Here is a 25,475-nt window from a genome sequence, read left to right as displayed (position 1 = left end):
GTGGATCTTCAGACCGCAGTTGCAGCTGACATCATTGATAAAGAGACAGTATCGCGGCGAGACGGGCTGACTTTTCGTCGCCGTCTCCCATCAAAACGTACACAGTGTTTTTGGTTTCAAAGAGAAAGCCATCTTGGAATGAAATGGCCATGGTGCTTCTAACCCAATTCCCGTAATCGAAGCGTCCTCGGCTGTCTAGGATGACTTTTTCGGCGAAAACAAAGAGCGGCAGGTGGCCATGAACGTGGATTTTGGTGAGATCACCATCGCTCGCTATCGCGCGCACGATCGTCCACTGCTGGACGATGCAAAAGCCTTTGTTTGGGAAGCGGGTCTGCGCGATATGAATTAGCGTTTCTTGGCTTTCTCCAGATCCAGGGCGTGGCTCTCCGGTGGTGGAGAAGAGCTTGCTGGCTGCTTGGATTTCTTCGAGTCCCATGCTTCATTCCCGTCAATACATGTCACATGTTTAAGCTCATCACCGTTAGGAAAGCTCACGGAAGCGACACTACCTCTGGCACTGCCTTCTCATGAATGACGAAACCAATCGACCCCTAACAAGGATTATATGACGTGTTATGGGTCGACGCAATGTGGCTTTATCCTCTGTTTTGTAGAGGATCATAAATGTCTCTCAGCGAAGCATTTGCGGCCGTTGTCCGGGCCTTGAGACAGAAATCAGGAATGTCCCAGGACGATCTGCCTTTAATTGATCGCTCTTACCTGAGCCGCGTGGAGCGCGGCAAAGGGAATGTTTCGATCGAAATGCTTTTGAAAATTTCAAAAATGCTGGACGCTGAGCCCACTGTTCTAATGCTCTTAACAACTTCTTTGCTTTCTGAGGAAGCGACAGATGTGGCATTGGAGCGGATCTCGAGGAAGTTAGAGACGTTGAAAGAGACTGGAGTGATCGAGTTGATCTCCAGCGGCGGTAGGCCACGCCAACATGGACGACCTTCCAACCTAGCTGCGAGTGAAAGACTAAAGCTTGCTCCACAGATGAAGCAAAATGGCCTATCTAATTCAGAGATAGCTCGAGAATTGGACGTTTCTAAGTCAACGGTACAACGGTATCTGGCCAAGGCTCCTCATTAGCGGTTAACGCTGAAATTACCGAAATGATGATCTACCTCTCAGACACGCCCCCTCTCCATTTGAGCTCTTTGCTGATCTCTCAGTCCGCATTGCATTTCAGGTGCTTTCAAGCGATCTGGTTTACAACCTAGGTATTGCCGGTGGCGAGATCCAGAGTCGTTCGTTCGAGCAGAAGCAGCTTAATAATGTCGCCTGAGTTGGTTGCGTTGTCCCAAGCCTGAAGGAACGTGGCTGCGGTGGTATCGCCCAAGGTGCTCAGCTTTCGGTACCTGGCGATCAGGTCATACATCAGCGCAACCCAGGCGGAGGTGAGTGCACCCCGCAATGCGCCAGCCTTACAGATCTTCACGGCGTCCAGAAAGTATACCTTCGACTTAGGATGTCGAATGCGAGTGAGGAATATGTCGAGATCTCCAAATCCTGCGTCCATAGCTTTTGGCTTCAACTATAGAGGTAGGTCGAGACTACGATCTGATACGAAAGCTCACAGGCAACACCAATTCACGATCGAGCTCTTGTCCCGTCCAAAACCTCAAAAAAGTTAAATTAGGTAAGTAACTGATTTATAGAAGATAAAACACATATAACAGTTAGCGAGGTTCCGGAACGAATGAAGCCCATGATTATCAGGCCGACTACTTGCGGGTCATGAGTGAAGGCACACCGCTTATCATTGATCGGCCACTGAATATTGGCGACAAAACGTTCACCATCTACCACTGGATCCTTCCTTATCGGGATTCGCTGGGTGAGGTTCAGGGCATTATCGGAGGCTGGATCGATATCAGTGAACGTCGCCAGCTCCTGGATGAACTTCGCGCTGCCAAAGAGCTGGCCGATGACGCCAACCGGGCCAAAAGCACCTTCCTGGCAACCATGAGCCACGAGATTCGCACACCGATGAACGCTGTGATCGGTTTGCTTGAACTTACCTTGAAGCGTGCCGACCAGGGGCATCTGGACCGTCCCTCCATTGAGGTTGCCTACAACTCGGCCAAGGACCTGCTAGAACTGATCGGCGATATTCTCGATATTGCCCGCATCGAATCCGGACGGCTGAATCTGTCTCCTGAACGCGTCAACCTGCGCAGTCTTGCCAATTCAGTGATCAGGGTCTTTGATGGCCTGGCCCGGCAAAAAAGCCTGACCCTCTCCCTGATATTCAATCCCGAAGACAACGCCCCCGATGTACTGATCGACCCACTTCGATTCAAGCAAATCCTGACCAACCTGATCAGCAATGCAATCAAGTTCACCCAACATGGCCAGGTAACCCTCGAACTCAACTTGCTACCCACCCACACTGCTGATCAGGTTGAACTCAAGTTGAGTGTCAAAGACACAGGCATCGGCATCAGCAAGGGCGATCAGGCGCGCCTGTTTGAACCCTTCGCACAAGTGGAAAACAGCGGGCAGCTCGCCCTCAACGGCGCAGGTCTCGGTCTGGTGATTTGCCGCAGCCTGTGCGAAATGATGGGCGGCAGTCTAGAACTGTGCAGCCAACCCCAGGTAGGAACCCTGGTTCAAATAACACTCAAGGTTCCAGCCCTGGCCCCCTCCCCGATGGTTGCGACGCAAGAGCCAGCAATCAATCCGGCGGCTCGCCAACTTAACATTCTGGTGGTCGATGACCATCCCGCCAATCGGTTGTTGATGTGCCAGCAACTGGGGTTTTTAGGGCATCGTTTTGCCACAGAACACGATGGTGCATCTGGACTGGAAACCTGGAAAAAGGGTGCATTCGATCTGGTCATTACTGACTGCAACATGCCTGTCATGAACGGTTATGACCTGACTCGAGCCATACGCCAGCATGAGCGGACGCTACAACAACCACCCTGTACGGTGCTGGGGTTTACTGCAAATGCCCAACCAGAAGAGCGCCAGCGCTGCGAGCAGGCCGGGATGGACGACTGCCTGTTCAAACCCATCAGCCTGACCCTGCTGAGCCAACGAATAACTACCCTTGAGCCCCTCTACCCTTGCTCGCAGGTGTTCAACGTTGAATGCCTCTATTCACTTTCCGGACATAACACCGCACAGACCCAACGCTTGCTGGAAGAACTGATACGCAGTAACCGGCAGGATCTCAAAGCGTTGCTTGAGATTCCTGACAACGGGGAGTTGCAAACATTTGGCGACATTGCTCACCGGATAAAAGGCGCGGCCCGCATTGTGGGAGCCAATACCCTGATCACGCAGTGTGAAGCGCTGGAACAGGCAAACCGGGCAAACCTCACCCAAGCTCGCAATCGGGTACAAGGCGCCATGCAGGAACTCGAACAGGCGTTGACCCGGCAACTTGAAAAGCTGGCTAACAACACCTGAACCGCCGGCTGAACCGGACCAAGGAATGAGCAATTTGGCCCGGTTTTACTATGCTTACATGCACCAGCAAGCTTTTGTCTGCGGAGAAAACGCTCATGCGCAACACTGCGCGCTCTCACAAACGCCAGTTCCCATTGCATGTCCACATCAGTGCGATGTTTACATTTTTGTTGCTCATGCTCGGCTTAGTGCTGGGCGTTTTTAACTATCTACAAACCACCCACATCATTCTCGACAGCAGTAAAAAGCTGTTCGGATATATCGAACAGGATGTGCAGCATGATTTGCTCAATGCCTACCAACCCATAAGGCACGCACTGAACCTGCTGATTCTCAATCCTGATGCCATGACTGATCGAGTCGAACTGAGAATGGGGCTGTTGCAGCCCTTCGTACAAACCCTCGAAGACAACCACACCCTGTCTGCTTTGTTCCTGGGAGATGACAACGGAAACTTTTTCCTGGTCAGGCCTTTGCGCAATCAAGCGATCAGGCTGCAGTTGCATGCACCGCCACAAGCGAATTACGAAGTCTGGTCGATAAAACGCTCGGAACCAAACGGTACGGTTGAGTCAAAAAAAATATATCTGGATGAACATTTGACCCAGCTGGAAGAGCGAAACATCCCGGGTGAAACCTATGACCCTCGCACCCGAAAATGGTTTATCCCGGTGCACGCCGACAACAATCAAGCCACCACCAGCCCCTATTTGTTTTTTTCCACCCGGGAAGTGGGCACCACATTAGCCAGACGCAGCGCCACGAATACAGTCATGGGTGCCGACGTAACCCTTTCTCAACTGTCCAGTACCCTCGCCAGCCATCAGACAACGTCCGGTACGCAAATCGTTTTATTCGATGGCGATGGCCGGGCAATTGCCTATCCGGATTTCAACAAGCTCTTAACCGCACAGGATCCCGCAAAACTGCCCAAAGTCTCGGAATTAAGCCCGGCCCTGAGCTATTTGATCGAGCAGAGTGCAACCACTGAGCATCGCCTGAACGACGGCAATCGCCAATGGATCACGTCACAATTCAAGGTGGACGACGGCGGATCCAATGGTTTGCAGCTGGCCATGATGGTCCCGGAAGACGAACTGCTGGCAGATGCCTATCAGCTGAGATGGCAAGGTGCCATGATGACGCTGATTGCCCTCTTCCTGTGCGTACCCATGGGTTGGGTGACGTCCCGATTACTGGTCAAACCTTTGCAGGCACTGGTGCGTGAGGCCGATGCCATTCGGCGGTTTGATTTCAACTACGCGCCCAGGAAGCAGTCACCCGTGCTTGAGATTGACCAGCTGGAAGCCTCCATGGGACGAATGAGAGAAACGCTCGCCAGTTTTTTTGAAATCACCTCCAGCCTCTCTGCTCATACCCGATTTGAACCTTTGTTGCAGTCGGTCCTGTTTGAGACGCTCAAAATCGCGCAGGCACAGGCCGGGCTCATCTACCTTGCAAAAAACGACAGTACGCAGCTGGAGTTAAAAGGCTTGATCATGAATGGCCAGCCCCAGGACCTCACAACCCAGCCGCAGTCGGTATTAGACCCTGACGACAATCAGAGCCCCGAATGGCTGCGGGCACTTTTCGAAGGCCATGACAGTGTGGCCCGCGCACTCACTTTCGAGCAGGCTGGCGACTTGCAACCACTGATGCACGAACTGGACAGCCAGAGCATCCATCTGATCGGCATTCGCCTGCACAACCGCCACGGCGAGACCGTCGGTATTCTGGTTCTGGTGTTGAACAACAGTGGCTCGCTTGACGATCAGGATCATCTGCGGGCTGACCGGATTGCCTTTATCCAGGCGGTGTCAGGCACAGCTGCGGTCGCCATTGAGAGCCAGCGCCTGCAAGCACGGCAAAAGCAGTTGCTGGATGCTTTGATTCAACTGCTGGCTGGAGCCATTGACGCCAAAAGCCCGTATACGGCAAGCCATTGCCAGCGAGTTCCAACCCTCACGCTGATGCTGGCCCAAGCGGCGGCGGCGAGCCAGCAGCCACCGTTTGAGCAGTACAACCCCTCGGACGAACAATGGGAGGCCCTGCGCATCGCGGCCTGGCTACATGACTGCGGCAAGGTCACAACGCCGGAGTATGTGGTCGACAAGGCCACCAAGCTTGAAACCTTGTACGACCGCATTCACGAGATCCGCACCCGTTTTGAAGTGCTCAAGCGCGATGCATGGATCGACTACTGGCAAGCGCGCGCCCTGGGCGGCAATGATCAACAACTCACGGAGCAGCGCGACACCTGCTTGTCGGCGCTGGATGACGACTTTGCCTTTGTCGCCCAATGCAATGTGGGAGGTGAAGCCATGATGGAAGCTGATCTTGAGCGTTTGAACGCCATTTCACGACGCACATGGAGCCGGACTCTGGACGATCGGCTTGGGGTGTCCTGGGAAGAGCACAAACGCCAGTCCACCCGTGAGGAACATGCCTTGCCGGTCACAGAGCGATTGCTCGCCGACAAACCGGAGCACCTTTTCATCCGGCCCGAAGCCGACGTGATTGCTGCGCAAAACCCTTGGGGCTTCAAACTCGACATACCGCAATACAAGTTCAACCGCGGCGAACTGTACAACTTGTGCATCAGACGCGGCACATTGACCAATGAGGAACGCTACATCATCAATAATCACATCGTTCAAACCATCCTGATGCTCAGCAGCCTGCCCCTGCCCAGTTACCTGAGCAACATCGCGGAGATCGCAGGTGGACATCACGAAAAAATGGACGGCAGCGGTTATCCAAAACGCTTGAAGCGTGAGGAGATGAGCCTGGAGTCGCGGATGATGGCGATTGCCGACATTTTCGAGGCACTGACCGCTTCGGATCGCCCCTATAAACGCAGCAAGACGTTAAGTGAGGCCCTGAGCATCATGGCCACGATGTGCCGCGATGCCCATATTGACCCCCAACTGTTCGCGCTGTTTATGCACGAACAGGTGTTTATGCAGTACGCCCGGCAGTTTCTCGGACCGGAACAAATCGATTCAGTCGACATCGATGCGCTCATGCTCAAGGCCGGGCTGACGACTTGACCGGTATCAGCACTCGCTCAGACGTAGAAAGATCGCAGCCAGTGCTTCAATGCCCTGCTGGTCCTGCTCGCTGAACCGCCCGACACTCGGGCTGTCCAGATCGAGCACACCGATCAGCCGGCCATCCTTGATCAACGGAACGACCAGCTCACTGTTGGAAGCACTGTCGCAAGCGATATGCCCGGCAAATGCGTGAACATCCTCAACCCGCTGTGTTTGCCTGCTCGCAGCCGCGGCCCCGCAAACGCCACGTCCAAAAGGAATCCGGACACAGGCGATCTGCCCCTGGAACGGGCCCAGTACCAACTCTTCATTGCGGTTGAGGTAAAACCCAGCCCAGTTCAGATCATCCAGCTGGTGAAACAAAAACGCTGAAAATTGCGCGGCATTGGCAATAAAGTCCCGCTCATCTGCCAACAACGACTCCAGTTGAGCCTGCAACAAGGTGTAGCCGTTCAGACCGGCACCTGTGGCATTCAAATCAATCATTCACTTGCTCCAACAATTTCAAACCCACCCAGTAACGCGCGAACTGATAGGCGCAACGGCCGTTGCGATTGCCTCGCCCGGTCGCCCAGCGCACGGCAAGAATATCCAGCGCTTCGTCGCGTTGCCACTGCAAACCGGCTTTGCTGGCCAATACGTCGATCCAGTGCTCGACCACACTCAGGAAGTGCTCCTGGGTAAAGGGATAGAACGACAGCCAGAGGCCGAAACGGTCGGACAAGGCAATCTTGTCCTCTACGGCCTCGTTGGGATGAAGCTCACCGTCGACGTTCTTCCAGTTTTCGTTGTCGCTCTCTTTTTCAGGCACCAGATGGCGACGGTTCGAGGTTGCGTAAAGCAACACGTTATCCGGCGCTTGCTCCAGGGAGCCATCGAGGACGCTTTTCAGCACCCGATAATCGCTTTCGCCAGCCTCGAAGGACAAGTCATCGCAAAACAATACAAAACGTTGAGGCAAGCCCTGTAACAGTTCGACCACTCGCGGTAGATCGGCCAGATGATCGCGCTCGATTTCAATCAGGCGCAGCCCGGCATCTGCGTGCTCCGCCAGCAAGGCACGAATGATCGATGACTTGCCCGTACCCCGTGATCCCCATAACAGAGCATGGTTGGCTGGCAAACCGTCGAGAAACTGCCGGGTGTTGCGACCCAACTGATCACGCTGATTATCAATGCCGATAAGGTCCGCAAGGCGCATTTCAAGACTGACCTGCAACGGCAGCAGGTAACCGGAGCGACCTTCACGCTGCCAACGGGCAGCCAGGCACTCGTGCCAGTCAATCGGTTCACGCTGCGCTGGCAGCAAGGGTTCAAGACGTGCAAGGACTGCTTCGGCACGCTCCAAAAAGGCATCCAGTTTAGAATTCACAACATTTCCTCAGACTGATACACAATGATGGCATATTGATATGACGTACATTTATCCGCCATCCACGACATGACTCACCCGGTTTGCGGCAAATACCGCAGTTATACCTGCCGGTTGTCCTACACATCGACTACTCTTGCACGCCGCAAGGAAATGGAAACAGGTGCAGCACCCCATGGATATAAAACTCACCCATCGCCTGTCTTTCAAACAAGCAAAACTGACTGTGCTGGTCGGTCTGGTTCTCGGATCCATCCTTAGCCTGCTACAAATCGGCATCGATTATGCCAGTGAAAACGCCGCCATCAATCGCGAAATCCAGTCTCTGCTTGAGATCAGCCACAACCCGGCATCGCGCATTGCCTACAACCTCGACTCAGAGCTGGCACAAGAGCTCTTGCTCGGTCTGTTGCGATCACCGGCGATCACCGGCGCACAACTTGTCGACAGCGACAATGTGGTCCTGGCAGCTGTTCAGGATCAGCCTGAAAGCGGGCGTTATCGAGCACTCAGCGATTATTTGTTTGGTTCCAATCGCTCATTTGACCAACGACTGTACTTCAATCACTTGCCTGAACAAAGCATCGGGGTTTTACACCTCGAGGTGGATACCTATCCCTTCGGGAAGCGTTTTTTGCAGCGGGCGGAAGTCACGCTGCTCAGCGGTTTCATTCGCAGCATCATCCTGACCTTTATCCTCCTGGGCCTGTTTTACGTCATGCTGACCAAGCCGCTGGTACGGGTGATTCGACAGATAAGCCAGCGTCTGCCCGGTGACCCTGGCCAATCGAAGGTGCAGTACCCTTGCGGCCATGAAGACGATGAAATTGGTGTGCTGGTCAACGCCGCCAATCAACAGTTCGAGGCAATGGCCCGTGAAATGGAGTATCGGCGCCGCGCTGAAAACAGCCTCACCGAGTACCTGGCGCAACTGGAAACCATCGTCTCGGTGCGCACCAAAGAGCTGGAAACCATCAACGAACAACTGCGTCACTCCAATGAAGAACTGGAATCTGCGCGCAGCACTGCACTGGAAATGGCCCAGGCACGGTCTGCCTTTCTGGCCAATATGAGCCACGAAATACGCACCCCGCTCAATGGCTTGCTGGGCATGCTGGCGCTGTGCCTGGACAGCCCGCTCAATGCCGAGCAACACCAGCAACTGTCGATAGCCCACGACTCTGGCAAAGTCCTGGTCGAACTGCTCAATGACATTCTCGACCTGTCGAAATTCGATGCCGGCCAACTGGAGCTGGAACATATTGCCTTCGACCTGGGTTCGCTGATCGAAGACACTGCCAACCTGCTGTCGCAGAACGCAGCCCCCAGCGTGGAGCTGACGTGCCTGATCGACCCGAACTTCCCCGCATTGGTGCTGGGTGACCCGACACGGGTACGCCAGATCGTCAGCAATCTGCTATCCAATGCCCTGAAATTCACCCGGTTCGGACGGGTGGATGTGCGCCTCAGCGCACAGGGCGATCAGGTACGCATCGAGGTGTGCGACACCGGCATCGGCATTGCCCAGGATGCTCAGGCGCGAATTTTCAGCCCTTTTACTCAGGCTGGAGCCAGCATTACCAGACAGTTTGGGGGCACAGGGCTGGGGCTGACCCTGACCAACAGCTTGTGCGAGGTCATGCACGGACGACTGACCATCAGTTCGGAAATCGGTTTTGGCAGCCAGTTCTGTGCCGAACTGCCTTTGCCTTGCTACGCCCCCGCCATCACGCCCAAACCACTGTCCGGGCGGGTTATTGTGGTGAGTGCGGCGAGCAGCGGCCTGAGCGAGTTGCTTGCCAGCTTTTTGCCCCTGTGGGGGCTCGACTACACACACTATTCACTGGACGCCCGTCTGGACGGCACAGACCCTCATCTGTTGATTACTGATTGCCCCGAATGCCTGTTTGGCCTGCGGCCGGCAATCAGCGCACCGATCCTGCTGGTCACTGCCTATGGAAACTTCATGCCCAGTGATCAGGTCAGTGCACTGGCACCCCTGCAGCAAAAAGCCAGGCCGCTATCGCGCCATGCGTTGTATCAAACCTTGCAGTATCTGCTACAGAAAAACGATCAAGACGTCCCGGCGGATCGGACCAGCAGCACGCCTGTCTCGCACCGCGCACGGATTCTGTTGGTCGAAGACAACCCGGTCAACCAACTCGTGGCCAAGGGCATGTTGAGCAAATTGGGGTGTGACGTAGTAGTAGCGGCCCACGGCGGCGAGGCGCTGAAACAATTGGAGCAGAGAACCTTTGATCTGGTGTTGATGGACTGCAACATGCCGGTAATGGACGGCTATGAGGCCACCCGACAAATTCGTCACCGTGGGCGCTGGCCAAAGTTACCCATCGTCGCCCTGACCGCCAATGCAATGCCCGAAGAGCGCGAGCGCTGCCGCTCGGCGGGGATGAACGACTATCTGGCCAAACCGTTCAGGCGCGAAGAGCTGGCTGCGCTGATCGATACCTGGGTGCCGCAAACAGCCTGAAAAGGCATTGCCTGTGGCACCTGGTTTAACTGGCGAACCACCGCGCATGCTTTTGCGACGGCTGCGCCGCCGGACGCAGCCTCGCTCCGCGAGTCAGCGGCTACAAGGACTCAGAGCGACAACGGCTTAGCGCAGTAACGCCTCGATATCCGACTTGAGCGCCTCCGGCTTGGTGGTCGGGGCATAACGCTTGATGCTTTTGCCATCGCCACTGATCAGGAACTTGGTGAAATTCCACTTGATACCCTGGGAGCCCAGCAGCCCGGGCGCGCGTTTCTTGAGCTGGACAAACAGCGGATGGGCCTGGCTGCCATTGACGTCCACTTTTTTGAACAATGGGAACGTCACGCCAAAATTCAACTCGCAGAACTCAGAGATGGCGGCTTCGTCACCCGGCTCCTGTTGCCCGAACTGATTACACGGGAATCCCAGAATCACCAGGCCCTGATCCCTGTACTGCTGCCACAGGGCTTCGAGCCCCTTGTACTGCGGGGTAAATCCACATTTACTCGCGGTATTGACCACCAGCAACGCTTTACCCCCGTAGTCCGCCAGGGTTTTCGGCTCGCCGCCAAGAGTGGTGCATGCAACATTGAGCAGATTGTCGTTCATGACGGCGCCTCAAGATTAGTCGCGGGGAACCAGGTCCAGGCACACCGAGTTGATGCAGTAGCGCAGACCGGTGGGTGGCGGACCGTCGGGGAATACATGCCCCAAATGCGCATCACACTTGGCGCAGACCACTTCGGTACGCACCATGCCGTGGCTGACGTCACGGATCTCGACCATCGCACTTTCGCCAATCGGCTGATAGAAGCTCGGCCAGCCGCAGCCTGAATCAAACTTGGCGCGCGAATCAAACAACGGCTCCTGGCAGCAGATACAGTGATAAACACCGTCGGTTTTAGTGGCGTTGTATTTACCCGAAAACGGCCGCTCAGTGCCCTTGAGGCGGCACACGTTGTACTGCTCCGGATCGAGCATGGCCTTCCATTCGTCCAGGGTTTTGTTCAACTTTTCCATGGTTCTGCCTCTGCAACTGAAAAACCCCGATCGGTGGCTTTTCCAGGGGTCGGGTGGCACGTATGATTGCGCCTCGTTAAACGCCAGTCTGGCACCCGCACTAGTTGCATTCAAACGGATTATTGAAGCAAGCCGGTGTCAGCCACTGTGTGAAAACACAGAATTTCCCAGAGCCGTGATCATCACATTGCCTGGATCGTTCATTTTCGGGATCACATCGCCATGCAGGTCAGCAAATCAAACAAGCTCGCCAACGTCTGTTATGACATTCGCGGCCCAGTGCTCAAGCACGCCAAACGTCTGGAGGAGGAAGGTCATCGCATCCTCAAGCTGAATATCGGCAACCCGGCCCCCTTTGGTTTTGAAGCGCCGGACGAAATCCTTCAGGACGTAATCCGCAACCTGCCGACCGCCCAGGGCTACAGCGACTCCAAAGGCCTGTTCAGCGCGCGCAAGGCCGTGATGCAGTACTACCAGCAAAAGCAGGTGGAAGGTGTCGGCATTGAAGACATCTACCTAGGTAACGGCGTCTCCGAGTTGATCGTGATGTCGCTGCAAGCGCTGCTCAACAATGGCGACGAAGTCCTGGTGCCAGCACCCGACTACCCGCTGTGGACTGCCGCCGTAACGCTGGCCGGTGGTCACCCCGTGCACTACCTGTGCGACGAGCAAGCCAACTGGTGGCCTGATCTGGAGGATATAAAAGCTCGGATCACCCCTAACACCAAAGCCATGGTCATTATCAACCCGAACAACCCGACGGGTGCGGTGTACTCCAAGGAAGTCCTGCTGGGCATGCTGGAGATTGCGCGCCAGCACAACCTGGTGGTGTTCTCGGACGAGATCTACGACAAGATCCTGTACGACGACGCCGTGCACATCTGCACCGCTTCGCTGGCCCCGGACGTGCTGTGCCTGACCTTTAACGGCCTGTCCAAGTCGTACCGGGTCGCGGGTTTCCGCTCGGGCTGGATCGCCATCTCCGGGCCCAAGCAAAATGCCCAAAGCTACATTGAAGGCATCGACATGCTGGCCAACATGCGCCTGTGTGCCAACGTACCCAGCCAGCATGCCATCCAGACTGCACTTGGCGGCTACCAGAGCATCAACGACCTGGTCCTGCCCAACGGCCGCCTGCTGGAACAGCGTAACCGCACCTGGGAGTTGCTCAACGATATCCCCGGCGTCAGCTGCGTGAAGCCGATGGGTGCTCTATACGCATTCCCGCGTATCGACCCCAAGGTGTGCCCGATCCTCAACGACGAGAAGTTCGTTCTGGACCTGCTGCTCTCGGAAAAACTGCTGGTGGTTCAAGGCACGGCATTCAACTGGCCTTGGCCTGACCACTTCCGCGTCGTGACCCTGCCCCGTGTTGACGAACTGGACATGGCCATCGGCCGGATCGGTAACTTCCTGAAGACCTACCGTCAGTAACGTCTGAACATGCTGTGCGACGAATCAAAAGTCGCACAGCATGTGTCTGATGAAACATTCTTCACATGCCGTCTTTCCCTACCCGCACTCTCCTTTTTTAAAAAACCCAAATCGTTAAAGCCCTTTATTTACTGGGTTTGGGTGGAACTCTTGTTCAAAAAAAGTGCTCATTCAGATTAGGAAATGTCGGGCATGCCACTAGAATCAGCCTGTAGGACACAGTTTGAAATAGTCACCCGGTTGAATAGCCTGAGGCGGCACCTTATATACCCGCATACGGCAACACCCTTAAGACGAGGAGATTCTTACAACCATGATGCGCATTCTGCTGTTTTTGGCCACTAACCTGGCGGTCGTGCTGATTGCCAGCATCACCCTGAGCCTGTTCGGCTTTGACGGGTTCATGGCGGCCAACGGGGTTGATCTGAACCTCAGTCAGCTGTTGGTGTTCTGTGCGGTCTTTGGTTTTGCAGGGTCTTTGTTCTCGCTATTCATCTCCAAATGGATGGCGAAGATGAGCACCAGCACCCAGGTGATCACTCAACCTCGCACTCGTCATGAACAATGGTTGATGCAAACCGTTGAACAACTATCCCGCGAAGCCGGGATCAAAATGCCCGAGGTGGGAATTTTCCCGGCATATGAAGCCAACGCTTTTGCCACGGGCTGGAATAAAAACGATGCGCTGGTCGCTGTCAGCCAAGGTTTGCTGGAGCGTTTTTCGCCAGATGAAGTAAAAGCCGTACTGGCACACGAAATCGGTCACGTTGCCAACGGTGACATGGTGACCCTGGCACTGGTGCAAGGCGTGGTGAACACCTTCGTGATGTTCTTCGCCCGGATCATCGGCAACTTTGTCGACAAGGTGATTTTCAAGAACGACGAAGGCCGCGGCATTGCCTATTACGTCGCGACCATCTTCGCTGAACTGGTCCTGGGTTTTCTGGCCAGCGCCATCGTGATGTGGTTCTCGCGCAAACGCGAGTTCCGGGCTGACGAAGCCGGTGCACAGCTTGCTGGCACGTCGGCCATGATCAGTGCCCTGCAGCGCTTGCGCTCCGAACAGGGCCTGCCGGTTCACATGCCGGACACCATGGCTGCTTTTGGCATCAACGGCGGCCTCAAACAAGGCCTGGCGCGGATGTTCATGAGCCACCCGCCACTGGAAGAACGTATCGATGCACTGCGTCGCCGCGGCTAACCCCACGGCAACCAAAGAAAAGGGCGACTGAGGTCGCCCTTTTTTCATGCCCGCATTCAGGCCTTGCCGGTTTTTTCCAGGCGATAGACCCGCTCCACCAGACGCGTCACACCGCCCTTGAGGAACTTCCATTCCTGGTCGAGTACATCCGGCTCCTCGACGACTTCCAGCGCCCAGTCAGGCAACAGCAGGCGCTGTACTTCGGCGTCCGGCACCGAGAACGGCGGGCCATTCATCTGAGACTGGTCGTAATCGAGCGTGATCAACAGCCCCTGGCATCCCGGCATGAGGATTTTCGTCAGATGCCGAGCGTAGGCTTCGCGCATGTCGGGGGGAAACGCAATCATCGCTGCCCGGTCATACACCCCCACACACGTGGCGACATCGGCCGCAGTCAGTGCAAAGACATCACCGCACAAGATCGTCACAGGGCCCGCCTCATAGACCCTGAAGGCGCCCCGCTGGCTAATCTGCGGCTCGACCTTCTGCTCACTGAAAAACTGCTCCACGGCCGTCTGCGCGAGCTCTACGCCCAGCACCTCGTAGCCGTTGGCCGCCAGCCAGCTCAAATCCAGGCTCTTTCCACATAGCGGCACCAGCACACGGCCGCCCTGCTCAAGCCCAAGGGTGGGCCACAGGCGCTGAAGATACGGATTGACCTGCTGCAGGTGAAAACCGATCTGATTGCGGTCCCAGCGGTCGTGCCAAAATTCGGGCTGCATGATTCACCTTTAAATTCGATAGATAAGCACTAAAACTTATATTGGATTTAGATCAATGATCAGGACGAAGATGAGACATCTTAACCTTGAGGATGTTTTTCATGCTTCCCAGCCTGTTCATCTCCCACGGTTCGCCAATGCTTGCACTGGAACCGGGCGCCAGTGGCCCGGCGCTCACGCGCCTGGCCAACGAACTGCCCCGCCCGAAAGCCATCGTTCTGGTATCCGCGCACTGGGAAAGCCCTGATCTACGGGTCGCCAGCCATCACGCACCTGAAACCTGGCACGACTTTGGTGGTTTTCCGCATGCATTGTTTGCCGTGCAATACCCTGCACCCGGGGATCCGGCGCTGGCCGCCCGCATTGTTCAACTGCTTGCAGACAAAGGCTTACCGGCCCGGCTGGACGCCAATCGCCCTTTTGACCACGGTGCCTGGGTGCCACTGTCATTGATGTACCCGGCAGCCGATATTCCTGTGGTCCAGGTTTCACTGCCCAGCCAATTGGGCCCGAAAGCCCAGACCGAGATAGGGCGCGCCCTGAGTACCTTGAGAAATGAGGGAGTCCTGATCATCGGCTCGGGCAGCATCACCCACAACCTGCGCGAACTGGACTGGCACGCTGGCCCGGAGAGCGTAGAGCCCTGGGCCAAAGCCTTTCGTGACTGGATGATCGAGACACTGGCCTCTGACGACGAAACGATGCTGCACGACTACCGAAAACTGGCGCCCTTTGCAGCCAAAAATCATCCCAGCGATGAACACCTGCTGCCACTGTACTTCGCCCGAGGCGCAGGTGGCCCATTCAGCATTGCCCACCAGGGCTGGACACTGGGTGCGCTGGGGATGGATATCTATAGATTTGGTTGAATCCGGGCCCGTAGTCGCTGCCTAGGAACGAAGGCTGCGCGCTTTTATTGCGCAGCGCCCAAGATCAAGAGCTCGCAGCCTTCGTTCCTCGGCAGCGACTACAAATCACGGACAAAAAAAATCCCCGAACCAGTCGGGGATTTTTTTAGCGATCAATCACAGCAAGCAGTGATTAATCTTCGCGGTAGCGACGCAGCTTGAGCTGCTTGCCAGCAACGCGGGTGTCTTTCAGTTTGGCCAGCAAACCTTCCAGACCCACTTCCGGCAGCTCTACCAGGCTGAAGCTGTCACGCACCTGGATGCGACCGATTGCTTCACGTGCCAGGCCACCCTCGTTGAGGATAGCGCCCAGCAGGTTCTTGGCAGCGATGCCATCACGCGCACCCAGAGCGGTACGGCAACGAGCACGGCCTTCAGCCAATGGAACCGGAGCACGACGCTCACGATCACCACGATCCGGACGGTCACCCGAACGTTCTGAACGCTCACGTGGCGCGCTGTTCGGCACCAGTGGACGATCACGCTCGATGGCAGCCAGAGTCAGGGCCTGACCGTTGGTTGCCTTGCGCAGCAGAGCAGCGGCCAGAGCACGCGGGCTGCAACCGATATCGGCAATCAGGCGATCCAGGAGGTCACCGTGAGTCGATTCAGCGTCAGCAACCAGCGGAGTCAGGCTGTTGGTCAACTTCTTGATGCGAGCATCGAGAACAGCTTGAGCATCCGGCAGGCGGACTTCAGCAACTTTCTGACCGGTTACACGCTCGATCACTTGCAGCATGCGGCGCTCACGAGGAGTTACCAGCAGCAGTGCGCGACCTTCGCGACCTGCACGGCCTGTACGGCCGATACGGTGAACGTAGGACTCTGGATCGTAAGGCATGTCAACGTTGAACACGTGAGTGATACGTGGGACATCGAGACCACGAGCAGCAACGTCGGTCGCCACAACGATGTCCAGACGGCCATCCTTGAGGGAGTCGATTACGCGCTCACGCTGGTTCTGGGCAATGTCACCGTTCAGCGCAGCAGCTTTGTAGCCTTTGGCTTCAAGGGCGCTGGCCAGATCCAGGGTCGCTTGCTTGGTGCGTACGAACATGATCAGGGCGTCGAAATCTTCAACTTCCAGCAGGCTCAATACAGCCGAGGTCTTCTGGTCAGCGTGAACCAACAGGTGAGCCTGTTCGATCGCGGTAACGGTCTGAGTCTTGGTCTGGATCTTCACGTGTTGCGGATCGCGCAGATGGCGCTCGGCAATGGCACGGATCGACTGCGGCAAGGTTGCCGAGAACAATACGGTCTGACGGGTTGGAGGAAGAGCCTTGAAGATAACTTCAAGATCGTCCATGAAACCCAGTTTCAACATTTCGTCAGCTTCGTCCAGAACCAGGTGGTTCACGGTCGACAGAACTTTTTCGTCACGACGCAGGTGGTCGCACAGACGGCCCGGAGTGGCGACAACGATCTGTGCGCCATTACGGATTGCTTTCAGTTGTGGACCCATAGGGGCGCCGCCGTAAACGGCCACAACGGTAACGCCCGGCATTTGCTTGGCGTAGGTTTCGAAAGCGGTTGCTACTTGCAGCGCCAACTCACGGGTTGGCGCCAGGATCAGGGCTTGCGGCTCGCGCTTAGCAGGATCGATGCGGTGCAGGATCGGCAGTGCGAACGCGGCGGTTTTACCCGTACCGGTTTGCGCCTGACCAATCATGTCGTGACCGGCCATAATGATCGGGATCGATTGATGCTGAATAGCCGAAGGTTCTTCGTAGCCAGTCGCAATGACAGCTGCAAGAATGTTCGGATTAAGATTAAAAGCGGCGAAGCCGCCGGTTTCCTGGGTCATGGGTCTGCCTCTAAGTGCATCCGCAAAGACCCATGCTCCAAAGCTGCGCATGCCGTGTAAGACTCAAGAGTCGCCCTGGCTGCTTTGTCGGCGGGGATTTGCGAAAACGTTAAATGAATGGAGCGTTCAGGGTTGTCCGCGAAACGGACGAGCAGCCGAAGCGTGCTTCGGGAAATGCGACACCTAAACGTGGCCCGGCTAAAGGCCGGCGCGCACTATACCGGATTTATCAAAAAAAAGAAGCGTTTTTTTGGGGCACAATCGTCTGTATCCCTCTATAGACCGGGCTTTAACGATATTTTCGACCTTAAAAAAACGTTTAACGCCTGGCCACCTTGGGGCAAACGCTAAAACGTTTCATCCTTGAGCATCAGGTCGCAGGGCGAACCGCCTTGATCAACGACTCAAGCGAATAGCCCAAACGGGGTGCCAGGGCCTGCGCCCGAGCGGTCAAGGCGTCGATATCCAGATCCTGATCAAGATCGGCAGGGACCATCAAAATGACATTACCCTCTTTGACGGGCAGCTCCCAGTAATGCCGGTGATACAAGCCACGCAACAAGGCAGCGCCCAGCGGCTTGCCGTCATCGGTGGCCCACTGATTGATGATGAGCCAACCATTGGGAGCGAGCTTCTTCTGGCAGTTTTCCAGGAATGTCCACGCCAGGTGCCCGGCGGCAGGCCCCAGGTCGTTATAAAGGTCGACGAAAATCAGGTCCGCCGGCTCGGCGCTGTCCAGCAGTTCGATGGCATCTCCAATGCGGATATACAACCGAGGGTCATCGTCCAGGCCCAGGTACTCGATAGCCAGGCGCGGCACATCCGGACGCAGCTCAATGGCTTCAACATCTTCAAGAGGCAGGAACTTGAGACAGGCCTGGGTCAGGGTTCCTGCGCCAAGGCCCAGGAACAGCGCGCTCTCGGGGGCGTCATGGCACAGCGCACCGATCAGCATGGAGCGGGTGTAGTCGTATTCCAGCCAGCTGGGATCCGCAGTGAACACGCAACTTTGCTCGATCGCATCGCCAAATTCGAGGAAGCGATAGTCAGCCACTTCCAGCACTCGAATCATGCCGAAGTCATCATGGACTTCAGCGAGCAGACGCTCTACGCGCTCCTCAGTCATTTCCTCTCCTTGCCGCGTCCCGGCATCACCCGCAACGCTGTAGAAAACAGCCACTCGATGTCGAGCGCAAAGGCGCAATTGTCGGCCATTGCGGCGCAAGAGGTCACGCACTAATTGCTGCTAACATGGGCCATCTCCTACAAATACTAGAGTCTGCGATGAGCCAAATCTGGACACCTGACAGCTGGCGCACCCTGCCAGCTCAGCAACAACCCCACTACCCTGACGCAGCACACCTGTTGCGCGTCGAGCAAAGCCTGGCCAGTTATCCGCCACTGGTCTTCGCCGGCGAAGCCCGCGAACTGCGCCGTCAGTTTGCCGAGGTCACTCAAGGTAGGGCGTTTCTGCTTCAGGGTGGCGATTGCGCTGAAAGTTTTGCGGAGTTTTCGGCAGCCAAGATTCGCGACACCTTCAAGGTGCTGCTGCAAATGGCCATTGTGATGACGTTCGCGGCAGGCTGCCCGGTGGTCAAGGTCGGACGCATGGCCGGTCAGTTCGCCAAGCCGCGCTCGGCCAACGACGAAACCATCAACGGGGTCACGCTACCGGCCTATCGCGGCGATATCGTCAACGGCATCGGCTTTGATGAAAAAAGCCGTGTCCCTGACCCGGAACGTCTGCTGCAGTCCTATCACCAGTCCACCGCCACCCTGAACCTGCTGCGCGCCTTTGCCCAGGGCGGTTTTGCCGACCTGCATCAAGTGCATAAATGGAACCTGGACTTTATCGCCAACTCGGCATTGGCTGATAAATACAGCCAACTGGCCGATCGAATCGATGAGACCCTGGCCTTCATGCGCGCCTGTGGCATGGACAGTTCGCCACAACTGCGCGAGACCAGCTTCTTTACCGCCCACGAAGCACTGCTGCTCAACTACGAAGAAGCCTTCGTACGCCGCGACAGCCTGACCAACGACTACTACGATTGCTCGGCGCACATGCTGTGGATCGGCGACCGCACGCGCCAGCTGGACGGCGCCCATGTCGAGTTCCTGCGCGGGGTCAACAACCCGATCGGGGTCAAGGTCGGCCCAAGCATGAACAACGAAGACCTGATCCGCCTGATCGACATTCTCAACCCGGACAACGACCCGGGCCGCCTTAACCTGATCGTGCGCATGGGTGCCGACAAGGTTGGCGATCACCTGCCGCAGCTGATCCGCGCCGTAGAGGGCGAAGGCAAACAGGTGCTGTGGAGCTGCGACCCGATGCACGGCAATACGATCAAGGCCAGCAGCGGCTACAAAACCCGCGACTTTGCGCAGATTCTTGGGGAAGTGAAGCAGTTCTTCCAGGTTCACGAGGCTGAAGGCAGCTACGCCGGCGGGATTCACATCGAGATGACCGGCCAGAACGTCACCGAGTGCATCGGCGGCGCCAACCCGATTACCGAGGATGGCTTGTCGGACCGTTACCACACCCACTGCGACCCGCGCATGAACGCCGATCAATCGCTGGAACTGGCATTTTTGATTGCCGAGACGTTAAAGCAAGTTAAACGCTGATCCACACACCTTGCGGATGAAACTCCTGTGGGAGCGGGCTTGCTCGCTCCCACAGGTGGGTTGAGGTGAGCCCGCCTCACCTGTTGAACGGATCATCCCAAAAAGCCCGATGGCTTTCGATCTCGATATCCGCCCTGCTCAGCCCAAGATCCTTGAGCGCCGCATCACTGATCTGCCTCAGATTCGCCCTTTCCCGCGACAGCTGATACCAGCGGGATATACGGGCAAACCACATCACACTTTTTTGACCTTTCATCACCTGAGCCCTCCTGAGGTATGGCTCAAGTCTCGGCCCGGGCTTAAGATCAATCCAACGAATGTTTCTTATGCGATACATCTGCGAGATTGATCAATGGCCGAATTTCCCAGTATCGACACCGACCTGCTGCGCACCTTTGCTGCGATCGCCGATCAGGGTGGTTTCACCCGTGCCGCCGAAGTGGTCAACCGCACCCAGTCAGCGGTCAGCATGCAGATGAAGCGACTGGAAGAGGACGTGCTGCAATGTGCGCTGTTTCAGCGCGAAGGACGCAACGTAAGCCTTACCCCCGAGGGCCACGTGTTGCTCGGTTACGCACGACGTATCCTCAAGCTGCACAGCGAAGTGTTCAACACACTGCGTCAGCCGCAGATGGTGGGCACCGTCAAAATCGGCTCGCCTGATGATTACGTGATGCGGTTTTTGCCTGGCGTGCTGTCGCGTTTTGCCCAGGACTATCCGCTGATCAACGTCGAAGTGCACTGTGAACCGTCATCGCAACTGTTGCAGCGCAATGACCTGGACCTGACCATTGTGACCCGCAAACCCGGCACCGAGATGGGCCAGATCCTGCGTCAGGAGCGGTTCGTGTGGATGGTGGCACAAGGTTTCTCGCCCCACGAACAAACGCCCCTGCCACTGGCAATGTTCAATACCGACTGTTTTTGCCGAACCTGGGCCTGCAATGCACTGGATATCCAGCAGCGCGAGTATCGGGTTGCCTACACCAGCGCCAGCCTGGCAGCCATCAATGCCGTGGTGAGCACCGGGCTGGCCGTGACCGCGCAGTTGCAGAGCCTGCTGACGCCCGACCTGCGCATTATCGGCGAGGCGGAGAACCTGCCCGTGCTGCCCTCCGCCAGTATTGTGCTGCTACGCAAACCCAACAGTGCGTCGTCGCCGATCATTGAGTGCTTTGCCGAGTACATCGTCGAAGGCTTTAAGCTTTGATTGCCAGCAAGCCCGCACACAGCAACAAAAAGGCGCAGTACAAGCCACGCAATACCCGCTCCGGCATGGCGTGGGCGGCCCTGACCCCCCAACTGATGCTCAACAGCCCGCCAATGGCCAGCGGCACACCCATGACCCAGTTGACCTCGTCATGCACCGCGTACGTCAGCAGCGTCACCGCAGTGCTCGGTGCAGCCAGGGCCAGCGACAAGCCCTGAGCCACCACTTGGGTGGTACCAAACACACTGGTCAGCACCGGCGCCGCCACTACGGCACCGCCGACACCAAACAACCCGCCCGTGGTGCCTGCCAAGGCGCCCAGCGCGCCATACCAGGGCCAGCCGTAACGCGAGCCTGCAACCGGTTGAGCGGGCGAGCTATAGAGTTTGATCAGGTTGTAGAAGGTAATCGCCAGCAAAAAGACGATGAAACCCCAGCGTATGCTGCGCGGATCCACCCCCACCGCGAGCATTGCCCCCAGCCAGGCAAAACAAAAGCTCATCAGCACCAACGGCACGGCCTGGCGCAGATCGATTTTATTGCGCTGGTGATAGCGATACAGGGCAAGAAACACATTGGGCACCGCCATGACCAGCGCAGTGCCTTGCGCCAATTGCTGATCCAGCCCGAACCATAATCCCAAAACCGGGATCGCGATCAAGCCGCCGCCAATCCCGAACAACCCGCCCAGTGCGCCAAGGGCGAGGCCCAGGGCTGTATACATTGCAAAATCGATCAGCATTACAGCCCCTCATGATGAGCGCCCATGCTAACCAGTCCCCTACTCAGGGCAAAGCTCTAAACCAGGCTTTTTGACAGGCAAAAAAAAGCCCGGCCATAAGACCGGGCTTTTTCATCGTGCGGTTAACGCAAGGTTTAAACCTTGGCGCGGCCCTTGTAGGAACCACCGTCACGGGTATCGATTTCGATCCAGTCGCCGATTTCTACGAAATCAGCAACGCTCAGCTCGGTACCGTTTTTCAGTTTGGCAGGCTTCATCACCTTGCCCGAAGTGTCGCCGCGAGCGGAACCTTCGGTGTAGTCAACCTGACGCACGATGGTGGTCGGCAGCTCTACGGAAACCAGACGGTCTTCGAAGAAGATCGCTTCGCAAACGTCGGTCATGCCTTCTTCCACGAATGGCAGAACGGCTTCGATGTCTTCAGCGTTCAGCTCGTACATGGTGTAGTCAGTGGTGTCCATGAACGTGTAGGTGTCGCCGCTGATGAAGGACAGGGTCGCTTCTTTGCGATCCAGGATCACGTCTTCGAGCTTGTCGTCAGCGCTGTATACGATTTCAGTCTTGTAGCCAGTCAGCAGGTTTTTCAGCTTGGTCTTCATGATTGCGCTGTTACGACCGGACTTGGTGAATTCAGCTTTCTGAACCAACCAAGGGTCGTTTTCGAGCTTGATGACTGTACCGGGTTTAAGCTCTTTACCAGTTTTCATTGCGAGTATCCGAATTTGGATTGAGATTTACAAAAATCTAGGCCGCGTATCATATCCAATTTCTATAAAACAGTACTAGCGCTTGCGCAAGATCGGCCTGCAATGACTGTTCCAGACACCACTGCTCTGCATGCGCAGTGATCTCGGGCCAGTGCTCAAGCAGCAGATTCCAGCTTTGAGCCATATCGCAGCCACCATTCCAGGCGTGCCACAGTCCGGTAAATGCCTGGGCTGCGGCCGGCGTAAGGTCTTTGACATACAGCGCGAGGAACGCATTGAGCTTGACCCAATGGGCGTCTTCTTCCTGCTCATAAATATGCCAAAGCAGTGGCCTGCCTGCCCATTGAGCCCGCACAAACGAGTCTTCGCCGCGCACCGCATTGAAATCACAGCTCCACAAAAGGTGGTCGTAATCTTCTTGACGGACGAACGGTAAGGCCTGAACGGTCAAAGCCCCGCGCTGCTGCGCATCCCCCAACCCCAACTGATCCACCTCAAGCCAGCGCAGCAGATCGCCCATGATCCGCCCTTGGGGCACCAACAGATGCGTCGCCACGCTGCCCGCGGCCATGGCATCCAGCCAGCTGGCAAGCCCGGTATTTTCATAGGCAAACAGTGAAATCAGACGTGCGTTGCTTGCAGGAAAAACACCCAGCCCCTGCAAAAACGCCTGCCTGGCCTGGGGATCCAGCTCAAAGGCTCGACGTCGCTGCAACAGGTCGGCTTCGCGCAACAGGCCACCAGTGCCCGCATCAAAACCCGGAAAGAAGAACATCCGCTTCAAGCCATCGGGGCGCAGGGAGGGCAAACCGTGGCAACCACTGACCCAGTCTTCTGCGCTCAGATATTCAAGATTGATCCACAACGCGGGGGTTTCGCGGGCCTTCATCGCCTGCAGGTAGCCTTCGGGCAGTTTGCAGGCGAATGCTTCGACCACCACATCGGCAACGTCGACGGATTGCCACAGCGGCGGCCACTGACACACTTCGACCCCCTGCTGCCATTGGCGCGCCGCGCCGACATCGGCCTCAGGGCACAGCGGCACAAACGCCCGCAAATCATCGACCCACAGACGCACGCCCTGCTGATGCTCGGCCACCAACTGGCGGGCCAAACGCCAGGTCACACCAATGTCGCCGTAGTTATCGACCACACTGCAAAAAATATCCCAGGAGGCTTTCATTCCGGGCTCCAACATTCAAAGGGCTGATTGTCCGCATAATTCAACGCGTACAGAAGGTTTATGGCGGATAAATCTGCGCGACACTCGTGCGACAATCACCGTTCGTCACTATCAAGCTGCGACCATGAACAAGACCGCTGTGCACCTGCTGATGCTGGACAAACTCGAAATCGACCTCGATGTGCTCCAGCGCGCAGCACAAACCGCCTACGAAGCTGCGACCCACGCGGAAAATATTGCCGAGAACAAGTACGACACCCTTGGGCTTGAAGCATCCTACCTGGCTACAGGCCAGGCGCGCCGGGTTGAAGAGATTCGCCAGGCGCTCAAGAGCTGTCGCAGCATGACCCTGGGTCCGTACTGCGCGGCGCAGGGCATTCAAGTCGGGGCATTGGTCAATCTGGAGGCTGAAAACGGCAGCGAGCAGTGGTTATTCCTGGCCCCTGACGCTGCCGGCCTCAAACTCGAACAGGACGGGCGCTCAGTGACCGTCATCACCCCGCGCTCACCGCTGGGAGCTGCCTTGCTGGGCAAGCAGCTGGATGACGAGGTGCAGATCAATGTGGGCGGGGCGCTGCAAATATTTACCGTCTGCGAGATTCACTGAGCGACCTGCGGGAGCGGGCTTGCTCGCGATGAAATCACCTCAAGCACTCAGGTAAACCGCGTCGCCCTCATCGCGAGCAAGCCCGCTCCGACAGGTTTTGCAGAACGCTTACTTGGCAGCCATCATGCGATTCACTTCACTGCGCACCATGTTGGCGTATTCGGGTGGCGACATGGCGTCCAGCTCCGAACGCACCCATTCAGCCCACTTGCCCTTGCGCTTGGCGCGCTCCCCGAACAAGCGCGCCGCATCCCCTTTGGCCTTGCCCAGATTGCTCTGCCAAAGGTCATACAGTCGGGATTTTTCATCTTCAAGCGCAGCACGCTCAGCGAGAGGCTTGTTGGCGAGGTTGAAGCTCATGAGAATTTCCTGCGGCGTAAATTTAGGGGACATCTTACACCCTACAAAGAAGTGTCTCCGTCTGGTTTTTGACTACGCTGTCAGGTCAGAACAACACCCGGCTCAAAACAGATGCAACTTTTTGGCATTGGGTTGACTCCATTACTCATCACCCATTTCAACTGCAAGGAGTACCGCAATGGCTCGCAAAAATGCCGTACAAGCTGAAGATCAAATCAAGGATCAAGCGTTCAGCGAACTTCAAGACCTGATTGCCGAATCTGAAAAGCTGCTCAAGGAGAGCGTGTCCCTGGTCGGTGAAGAAGGTGAAACCCTGCGTGCGCAGGTTGGTCTCAAGCTCAAGCAAGCGCTGGACTCGGTCACTAACGTGCGTGAACGTACCAAGCCTGTGGTCGATGCCACTGAAAGCTATATCGGTGGCCATCCGTGGCAAACCGTGGCCATCTCGGCCGGCTTCGGGCTGGTCGTGGGCTTGCTGCTGGGCCGTCGCAACTAGGTCACGCATCCAGTCTTAAAACAAAGCCCCTGGCCGTCATAGCCAGGGGCTTTGTTGTTTATAGATTTAAATTATCGACATATTCAGTGACATTCTACGCAGGCATTC

General features: G+C 56.4%; 24 protein-coding genes and 1 pseudogene. 11 read left to right on the top strand and 14 right to left on the bottom strand.

Going from position 1 to position 25,475, the window contains the following annotated elements:
* Nucleotides 1–31: 31 nt before the first annotated feature.
* Complete coding sequence (locus tag VSQ83_RS06380) at nucleotides 32–439, bottom strand: DUF6957 family protein (protein ID WP_326425740.1); 408 nt, start codon at nucleotides 437–439, stop codon at nucleotides 32–34.
* Nucleotides 440–627: 188 nt separating this feature from the next.
* On the opposite strand from VSQ83_RS06380, the gene VSQ83_RS06375 reads away from it, so the two are divergent.
* Nucleotides 628–1,095: a helix-turn-helix domain-containing protein gene (locus tag VSQ83_RS06375; RefSeq protein WP_326425738.1), complete on the top strand. Its 468-nt coding sequence runs from the start codon at nucleotides 628–630 to the stop codon at nucleotides 1,093–1,095.
* 127 nt (nucleotides 1,096–1,222) lie between these two features.
* Here the strand turns inward: VSQ83_RS06375 and VSQ83_RS06370 are convergent, their stop codons facing one another.
* The gene (locus VSQ83_RS06370) at nucleotides 1,223–1,525 is read right to left on the bottom strand and encodes a hypothetical protein (protein WP_326425736.1); all 303 of its coding nucleotides are present in this window, start codon (nucleotides 1,523–1,525) and stop codon (nucleotides 1,223–1,225) included.
* 182 nt (nucleotides 1,526–1,707) lie between these two features.
* Between VSQ83_RS06370 and VSQ83_RS06365 the strand changes: the two are divergent.
* Both VSQ83_RS06365 and VSQ83_RS06360 read left to right on the top strand, forming a co-directional pair.
* Nucleotides 1,708–3,423, top strand: a pseudogene (locus VSQ83_RS06365) (ATP-binding protein); the annotation flags it as partial.
* A gap of 95 nt (nucleotides 3,424–3,518) precedes the next feature.
* Nucleotides 3,519–6,473 carry an HD domain-containing phosphohydrolase gene (locus VSQ83_RS06360; RefSeq protein ID WP_326425734.1) on the top strand — a complete coding sequence of 985 codons (2,955 nt, stop codon included), beginning with the start codon at nucleotides 3,519–3,521 and terminating at the stop codon, nucleotides 6,471–6,473.
* Between the two features lie 6 nt (nucleotides 6,474–6,479).
* On the opposite strand, the gene VSQ83_RS06355 is transcribed toward VSQ83_RS06360, so the two are convergent.
* Entirely contained in the window at nucleotides 6,480–6,962 is a 483-nt protein-coding gene (locus VSQ83_RS06355; protein ID WP_133077860.1) for a GAF domain-containing protein, read from the bottom strand.
* Complete coding sequence (locus tag VSQ83_RS06350; RefSeq protein ID WP_326425732.1) at nucleotides 6,955–7,848, bottom strand: ATP-binding protein; 894 nt, start codon at nucleotides 7,846–7,848, stop codon at nucleotides 6,955–6,957. The genes VSQ83_RS06355 and VSQ83_RS06350 overlap by 8 nt, the downstream gene beginning before the upstream one ends.
* A gap of 175 nt (nucleotides 7,849–8,023) precedes the next feature.
* Here VSQ83_RS06350 and VSQ83_RS06345 point away from each other — a divergent pair, with 175 nt between their 5' ends.
* A complete protein-coding gene (locus VSQ83_RS06345; protein WP_219262501.1) occupies nucleotides 8,024–10,339 on the top strand; it encodes a response regulator in 2,316 nt (771 codons plus the stop codon).
* Between the two features lie 126 nt (nucleotides 10,340–10,465).
* Here the strand turns inward: VSQ83_RS06345 and VSQ83_RS06340 are convergent, their stop codons facing one another.
* Together VSQ83_RS06340 and msrB are read right to left on the bottom strand one after the other, a co-directional pair.
* The gene (locus tag VSQ83_RS06340; RefSeq protein WP_326425728.1) at nucleotides 10,466–10,951 is read right to left on the bottom strand and encodes a glutathione peroxidase; all 486 of its coding nucleotides are present in this window, start codon (nucleotides 10,949–10,951) and stop codon (nucleotides 10,466–10,468) included.
* Between the two features lie 15 nt (nucleotides 10,952–10,966).
* A complete protein-coding gene (gene msrB, locus VSQ83_RS06335; protein WP_133077864.1) occupies nucleotides 10,967–11,362 on the bottom strand; it encodes a peptide-methionine (R)-S-oxide reductase MsrB in 396 nt (131 codons plus the stop codon).
* 222 nt (nucleotides 11,363–11,584) lie between these two features.
* Here msrB and VSQ83_RS06330 point away from each other — a divergent pair, with 222 nt between their 5' ends.
* The gene (locus VSQ83_RS06330; RefSeq protein ID WP_095028529.1) at nucleotides 11,585–12,796 is read left to right on the top strand and encodes a pyridoxal phosphate-dependent aminotransferase; all 1,212 of its coding nucleotides are present in this window, start codon (nucleotides 11,585–11,587) and stop codon (nucleotides 12,794–12,796) included.
* A gap of 313 nt (nucleotides 12,797–13,109) precedes the next feature.
* Nucleotides 13,110–13,997 (top strand): protease HtpX, encoded by an 888-nt coding sequence (htpX, locus tag VSQ83_RS06325; protein ID WP_133077865.1) that lies wholly within the window; start codon nucleotides 13,110–13,112, stop codon nucleotides 13,995–13,997.
* Nucleotides 13,998–14,053: 56 nt separating this feature from the next.
* Here htpX and VSQ83_RS06320 read toward each other — a convergent pair whose 3' ends face one another.
* A complete protein-coding gene (locus VSQ83_RS06320; protein ID WP_326425726.1) occupies nucleotides 14,054–14,719 on the bottom strand; it encodes a thiopurine S-methyltransferase in 666 nt (221 codons plus the stop codon).
* A 101-nt stretch (nucleotides 14,720–14,820) separates the two neighbouring features.
* On the opposite strand from VSQ83_RS06320, the gene VSQ83_RS06315 reads away from it, so the two are divergent.
* Nucleotides 14,821–15,588, top strand: coding sequence for a DODA-type extradiol aromatic ring-opening family dioxygenase (locus tag VSQ83_RS06315; RefSeq protein WP_326425724.1), 768 nt, complete (start codon nucleotides 14,821–14,823; stop codon nucleotides 15,586–15,588).
* A gap of 172 nt (nucleotides 15,589–15,760) precedes the next feature.
* On the opposite strand, the gene VSQ83_RS06310 is transcribed toward VSQ83_RS06315, so the two are convergent.
* Both VSQ83_RS06310 and VSQ83_RS06305 read right to left on the bottom strand, forming a co-directional pair.
* Entirely contained in the window at nucleotides 15,761–17,431 is a 1,671-nt protein-coding gene (locus tag VSQ83_RS06310; RefSeq protein ID WP_133077868.1) for a DEAD/DEAH box helicase, read from the bottom strand.
* 370 nt (nucleotides 17,432–17,801) lie between these two features.
* Nucleotides 17,802–18,557 (bottom strand): spermidine synthase, encoded by a 756-nt coding sequence (locus VSQ83_RS06305; protein ID WP_326425722.1) that lies wholly within the window; start codon nucleotides 18,555–18,557, stop codon nucleotides 17,802–17,804.
* 158 nt (nucleotides 18,558–18,715) lie between these two features.
* Between VSQ83_RS06305 and VSQ83_RS06300 the strand changes: the two genes are divergently transcribed.
* Nucleotides 18,716–20,062: a class II 3-deoxy-7-phosphoheptulonate synthase gene (locus VSQ83_RS06300; protein ID WP_133077870.1), complete on the top strand. Its 1,347-nt coding sequence runs from the start codon at nucleotides 18,716–18,718 to the stop codon at nucleotides 20,060–20,062.
* Between the two features lie 76 nt (nucleotides 20,063–20,138).
* Here the strand turns inward: VSQ83_RS06300 and VSQ83_RS06295 are convergent, their stop codons facing one another.
* Complete coding sequence (locus VSQ83_RS06295; protein WP_133077871.1) at nucleotides 20,139–20,318, bottom strand: DUF1127 domain-containing protein; 180 nt, start codon at nucleotides 20,316–20,318, stop codon at nucleotides 20,139–20,141.
* 96 nt (nucleotides 20,319–20,414) lie between these two features.
* Here VSQ83_RS06295 and VSQ83_RS06290 point away from each other — a divergent pair, with 96 nt between their 5' ends.
* Nucleotides 20,415–21,272, top strand: a complete 858-nt coding sequence (locus tag VSQ83_RS06290; RefSeq protein ID WP_133077872.1) for a LysR substrate-binding domain-containing protein — start codon at nucleotides 20,415–20,417, stop codon at nucleotides 21,270–21,272.
* Here VSQ83_RS06290 and VSQ83_RS06285 read toward each other — a convergent pair.
* The 3 genes from VSQ83_RS06285 to earP all read right to left on the bottom strand — a co-directional run bounded on the left by VSQ83_RS06285 (nucleotide 21,262) and on the right by earP (nucleotide 23,904).
* A complete protein-coding gene (locus tag VSQ83_RS06285; RefSeq protein WP_133077873.1) occupies nucleotides 21,262–22,014 on the bottom strand; it encodes a sulfite exporter TauE/SafE family protein in 753 nt (250 codons plus the stop codon). The genes VSQ83_RS06290 and VSQ83_RS06285 overlap by 11 nt on opposite strands.
* A 134-nt stretch (nucleotides 22,015–22,148) precedes the next feature.
* Complete coding sequence (locus VSQ83_RS06280; RefSeq protein ID WP_016780001.1) at nucleotides 22,149–22,721, bottom strand: elongation factor P; 573 nt, start codon at nucleotides 22,719–22,721, stop codon at nucleotides 22,149–22,151.
* Nucleotides 22,722–22,770: 49 nt separating this feature from the next.
* Nucleotides 22,771–23,904 (bottom strand): elongation factor P maturation arginine rhamnosyltransferase EarP, encoded by a 1,134-nt coding sequence (earP, locus tag VSQ83_RS06275; protein ID WP_326425720.1) that lies wholly within the window; start codon nucleotides 23,902–23,904, stop codon nucleotides 22,771–22,773.
* 124 nt (nucleotides 23,905–24,028) lie between these two features.
* Between earP and VSQ83_RS06270 the strand changes: the two genes are divergently transcribed.
* Nucleotides 24,029–24,511 (top strand): GreA/GreB family elongation factor, encoded by a 483-nt coding sequence (locus tag VSQ83_RS06270; protein ID WP_133077875.1) that lies wholly within the window; start codon nucleotides 24,029–24,031, stop codon nucleotides 24,509–24,511.
* Nucleotides 24,512–24,619: 108 nt separating this feature from the next.
* Here VSQ83_RS06270 and VSQ83_RS06265 read toward each other — a convergent pair whose 3' ends face one another.
* On the bottom strand, nucleotides 24,620–24,871 hold the full coding sequence (locus tag VSQ83_RS06265) for a hypothetical protein (protein WP_133077876.1): 252 nt from the start codon (nucleotides 24,869–24,871) through the stop codon (nucleotides 24,620–24,622).
* A gap of 178 nt (nucleotides 24,872–25,049) precedes the next feature.
* Here VSQ83_RS06265 and VSQ83_RS06260 point away from each other — a divergent pair, with 178 nt between their 5' ends.
* A complete protein-coding gene (locus VSQ83_RS06260; protein ID WP_133077877.1) occupies nucleotides 25,050–25,367 on the top strand; it encodes a DUF883 family protein in 318 nt (105 codons plus the stop codon).
* Nucleotides 25,368–25,475 lie beyond the last annotated feature (108 nt).

Source organism: Pseudomonas sp. DSV-1 (genome assembly GCF_035830915.1).
Taxonomy (GTDB): Bacteria; Pseudomonadota; Gammaproteobacteria; order Pseudomonadales; family Pseudomonadaceae; genus Aquipseudomonas.
Note: the sequence above shows the minus strand (reverse complement) of the source record. Positions and strands in the feature narration are given on the sequence as shown.

Excerpts from the sequence above, each read along its gene's own strand:
- VSQ83_RS06330 (WP_095028529.1), top strand. The coding sequence starts at position 11,585 with ATGCAGGTCAGCAAATCAAACAAGCTCGCCAACGTCTGTTATGACATT.
- VSQ83_RS06260 (WP_133077877.1), top strand. The coding sequence starts at position 25,050 with ATGGCTCGCAAAAATGCCGTACAAGCTGAAGATCAAATCAAGGATCAA.
- VSQ83_RS06300 (WP_133077870.1), top strand. The coding sequence starts at position 18,716 with ATGAGCCAAATCTGGACACCTGACAGCTGGCGCACCCTGCCAGCTCAG.
- VSQ83_RS06285 (WP_133077873.1), bottom strand. The coding sequence starts at position 22,014 with ATGCTGATCGATTTTGCAATGTATACAGCCCTGGGCCTCGCCCTTGGC.
- VSQ83_RS06360 (WP_326425734.1), top strand. The coding sequence starts at position 3,519 with ATGCGCAACACTGCGCGCTCTCACAAACGCCAGTTCCCATTGCATGTC.
- VSQ83_RS06340 (WP_326425728.1), bottom strand. The coding sequence starts at position 10,951 with ATGAACGACAATCTGCTCAATGTTGCATGCACCACTCTTGGCGGCGAG.
- earP (WP_326425720.1), bottom strand. The coding sequence starts at position 23,904 with ATGAAAGCCTCCTGGGATATTTTTTGCAGTGTGGTCGATAACTACGGC.
- VSQ83_RS06270 (WP_133077875.1), top strand. The coding sequence starts at position 24,029 with ATGAACAAGACCGCTGTGCACCTGCTGATGCTGGACAAACTCGAAATC.
- VSQ83_RS06290 (WP_133077872.1), top strand. The coding sequence starts at position 20,415 with ATGGCCGAATTTCCCAGTATCGACACCGACCTGCTGCGCACCTTTGCT.
- htpX (WP_133077865.1), top strand. The coding sequence starts at position 13,110 with ATGATGCGCATTCTGCTGTTTTTGGCCACTAACCTGGCGGTCGTGCTG.
- VSQ83_RS06315 (WP_326425724.1), top strand. The coding sequence starts at position 14,821 with ATGCTTCCCAGCCTGTTCATCTCCCACGGTTCGCCAATGCTTGCACTG.
- VSQ83_RS06280 (WP_016780001.1), bottom strand. The coding sequence starts at position 22,721 with ATGAAAACTGGTAAAGAGCTTAAACCCGGTACAGTCATCAAGCTCGAA.
- VSQ83_RS06310 (WP_133077868.1), bottom strand. The coding sequence starts at position 17,431 with ATGACCCAGGAAACCGGCGGCTTCGCCGCTTTTAATCTTAATCCGAAC.
- VSQ83_RS06370 (WP_326425736.1), bottom strand. The coding sequence starts at position 1,525 with ATGGACGCAGGATTTGGAGATCTCGACATATTCCTCACTCGCATTCGA.
- VSQ83_RS06345 (WP_219262501.1), top strand. The coding sequence starts at position 8,024 with ATGGATATAAAACTCACCCATCGCCTGTCTTTCAAACAAGCAAAACTG.
- VSQ83_RS06320 (WP_326425726.1), bottom strand. The coding sequence starts at position 14,719 with ATGCAGCCCGAATTTTGGCACGACCGCTGGGACCGCAATCAGATCGGT.
- VSQ83_RS06295 (WP_133077871.1), bottom strand. The coding sequence starts at position 20,318 with ATGAAAGGTCAAAAAAGTGTGATGTGGTTTGCCCGTATATCCCGCTGG.
- VSQ83_RS06305 (WP_326425722.1), bottom strand. The coding sequence starts at position 18,557 with ATGACTGAGGAGCGCGTAGAGCGTCTGCTCGCTGAAGTCCATGATGAC.
- VSQ83_RS06355 (WP_133077860.1), bottom strand. The coding sequence starts at position 6,962 with ATGATTGATTTGAATGCCACAGGTGCCGGTCTGAACGGCTACACCTTG.
- msrB (WP_133077864.1), bottom strand. The coding sequence starts at position 11,362 with ATGGAAAAGTTGAACAAAACCCTGGACGAATGGAAGGCCATGCTCGAT.
- VSQ83_RS06380 (WP_326425740.1), bottom strand. The coding sequence starts at position 439 with ATGGGACTCGAAGAAATCCAAGCAGCCAGCAAGCTCTTCTCCACCACC.
- VSQ83_RS06265 (WP_133077876.1), bottom strand. The coding sequence starts at position 24,871 with ATGAGCTTCAACCTCGCCAACAAGCCTCTCGCTGAGCGTGCTGCGCTT.
- VSQ83_RS06375 (WP_326425738.1), top strand. The coding sequence starts at position 628 with ATGTCTCTCAGCGAAGCATTTGCGGCCGTTGTCCGGGCCTTGAGACAG.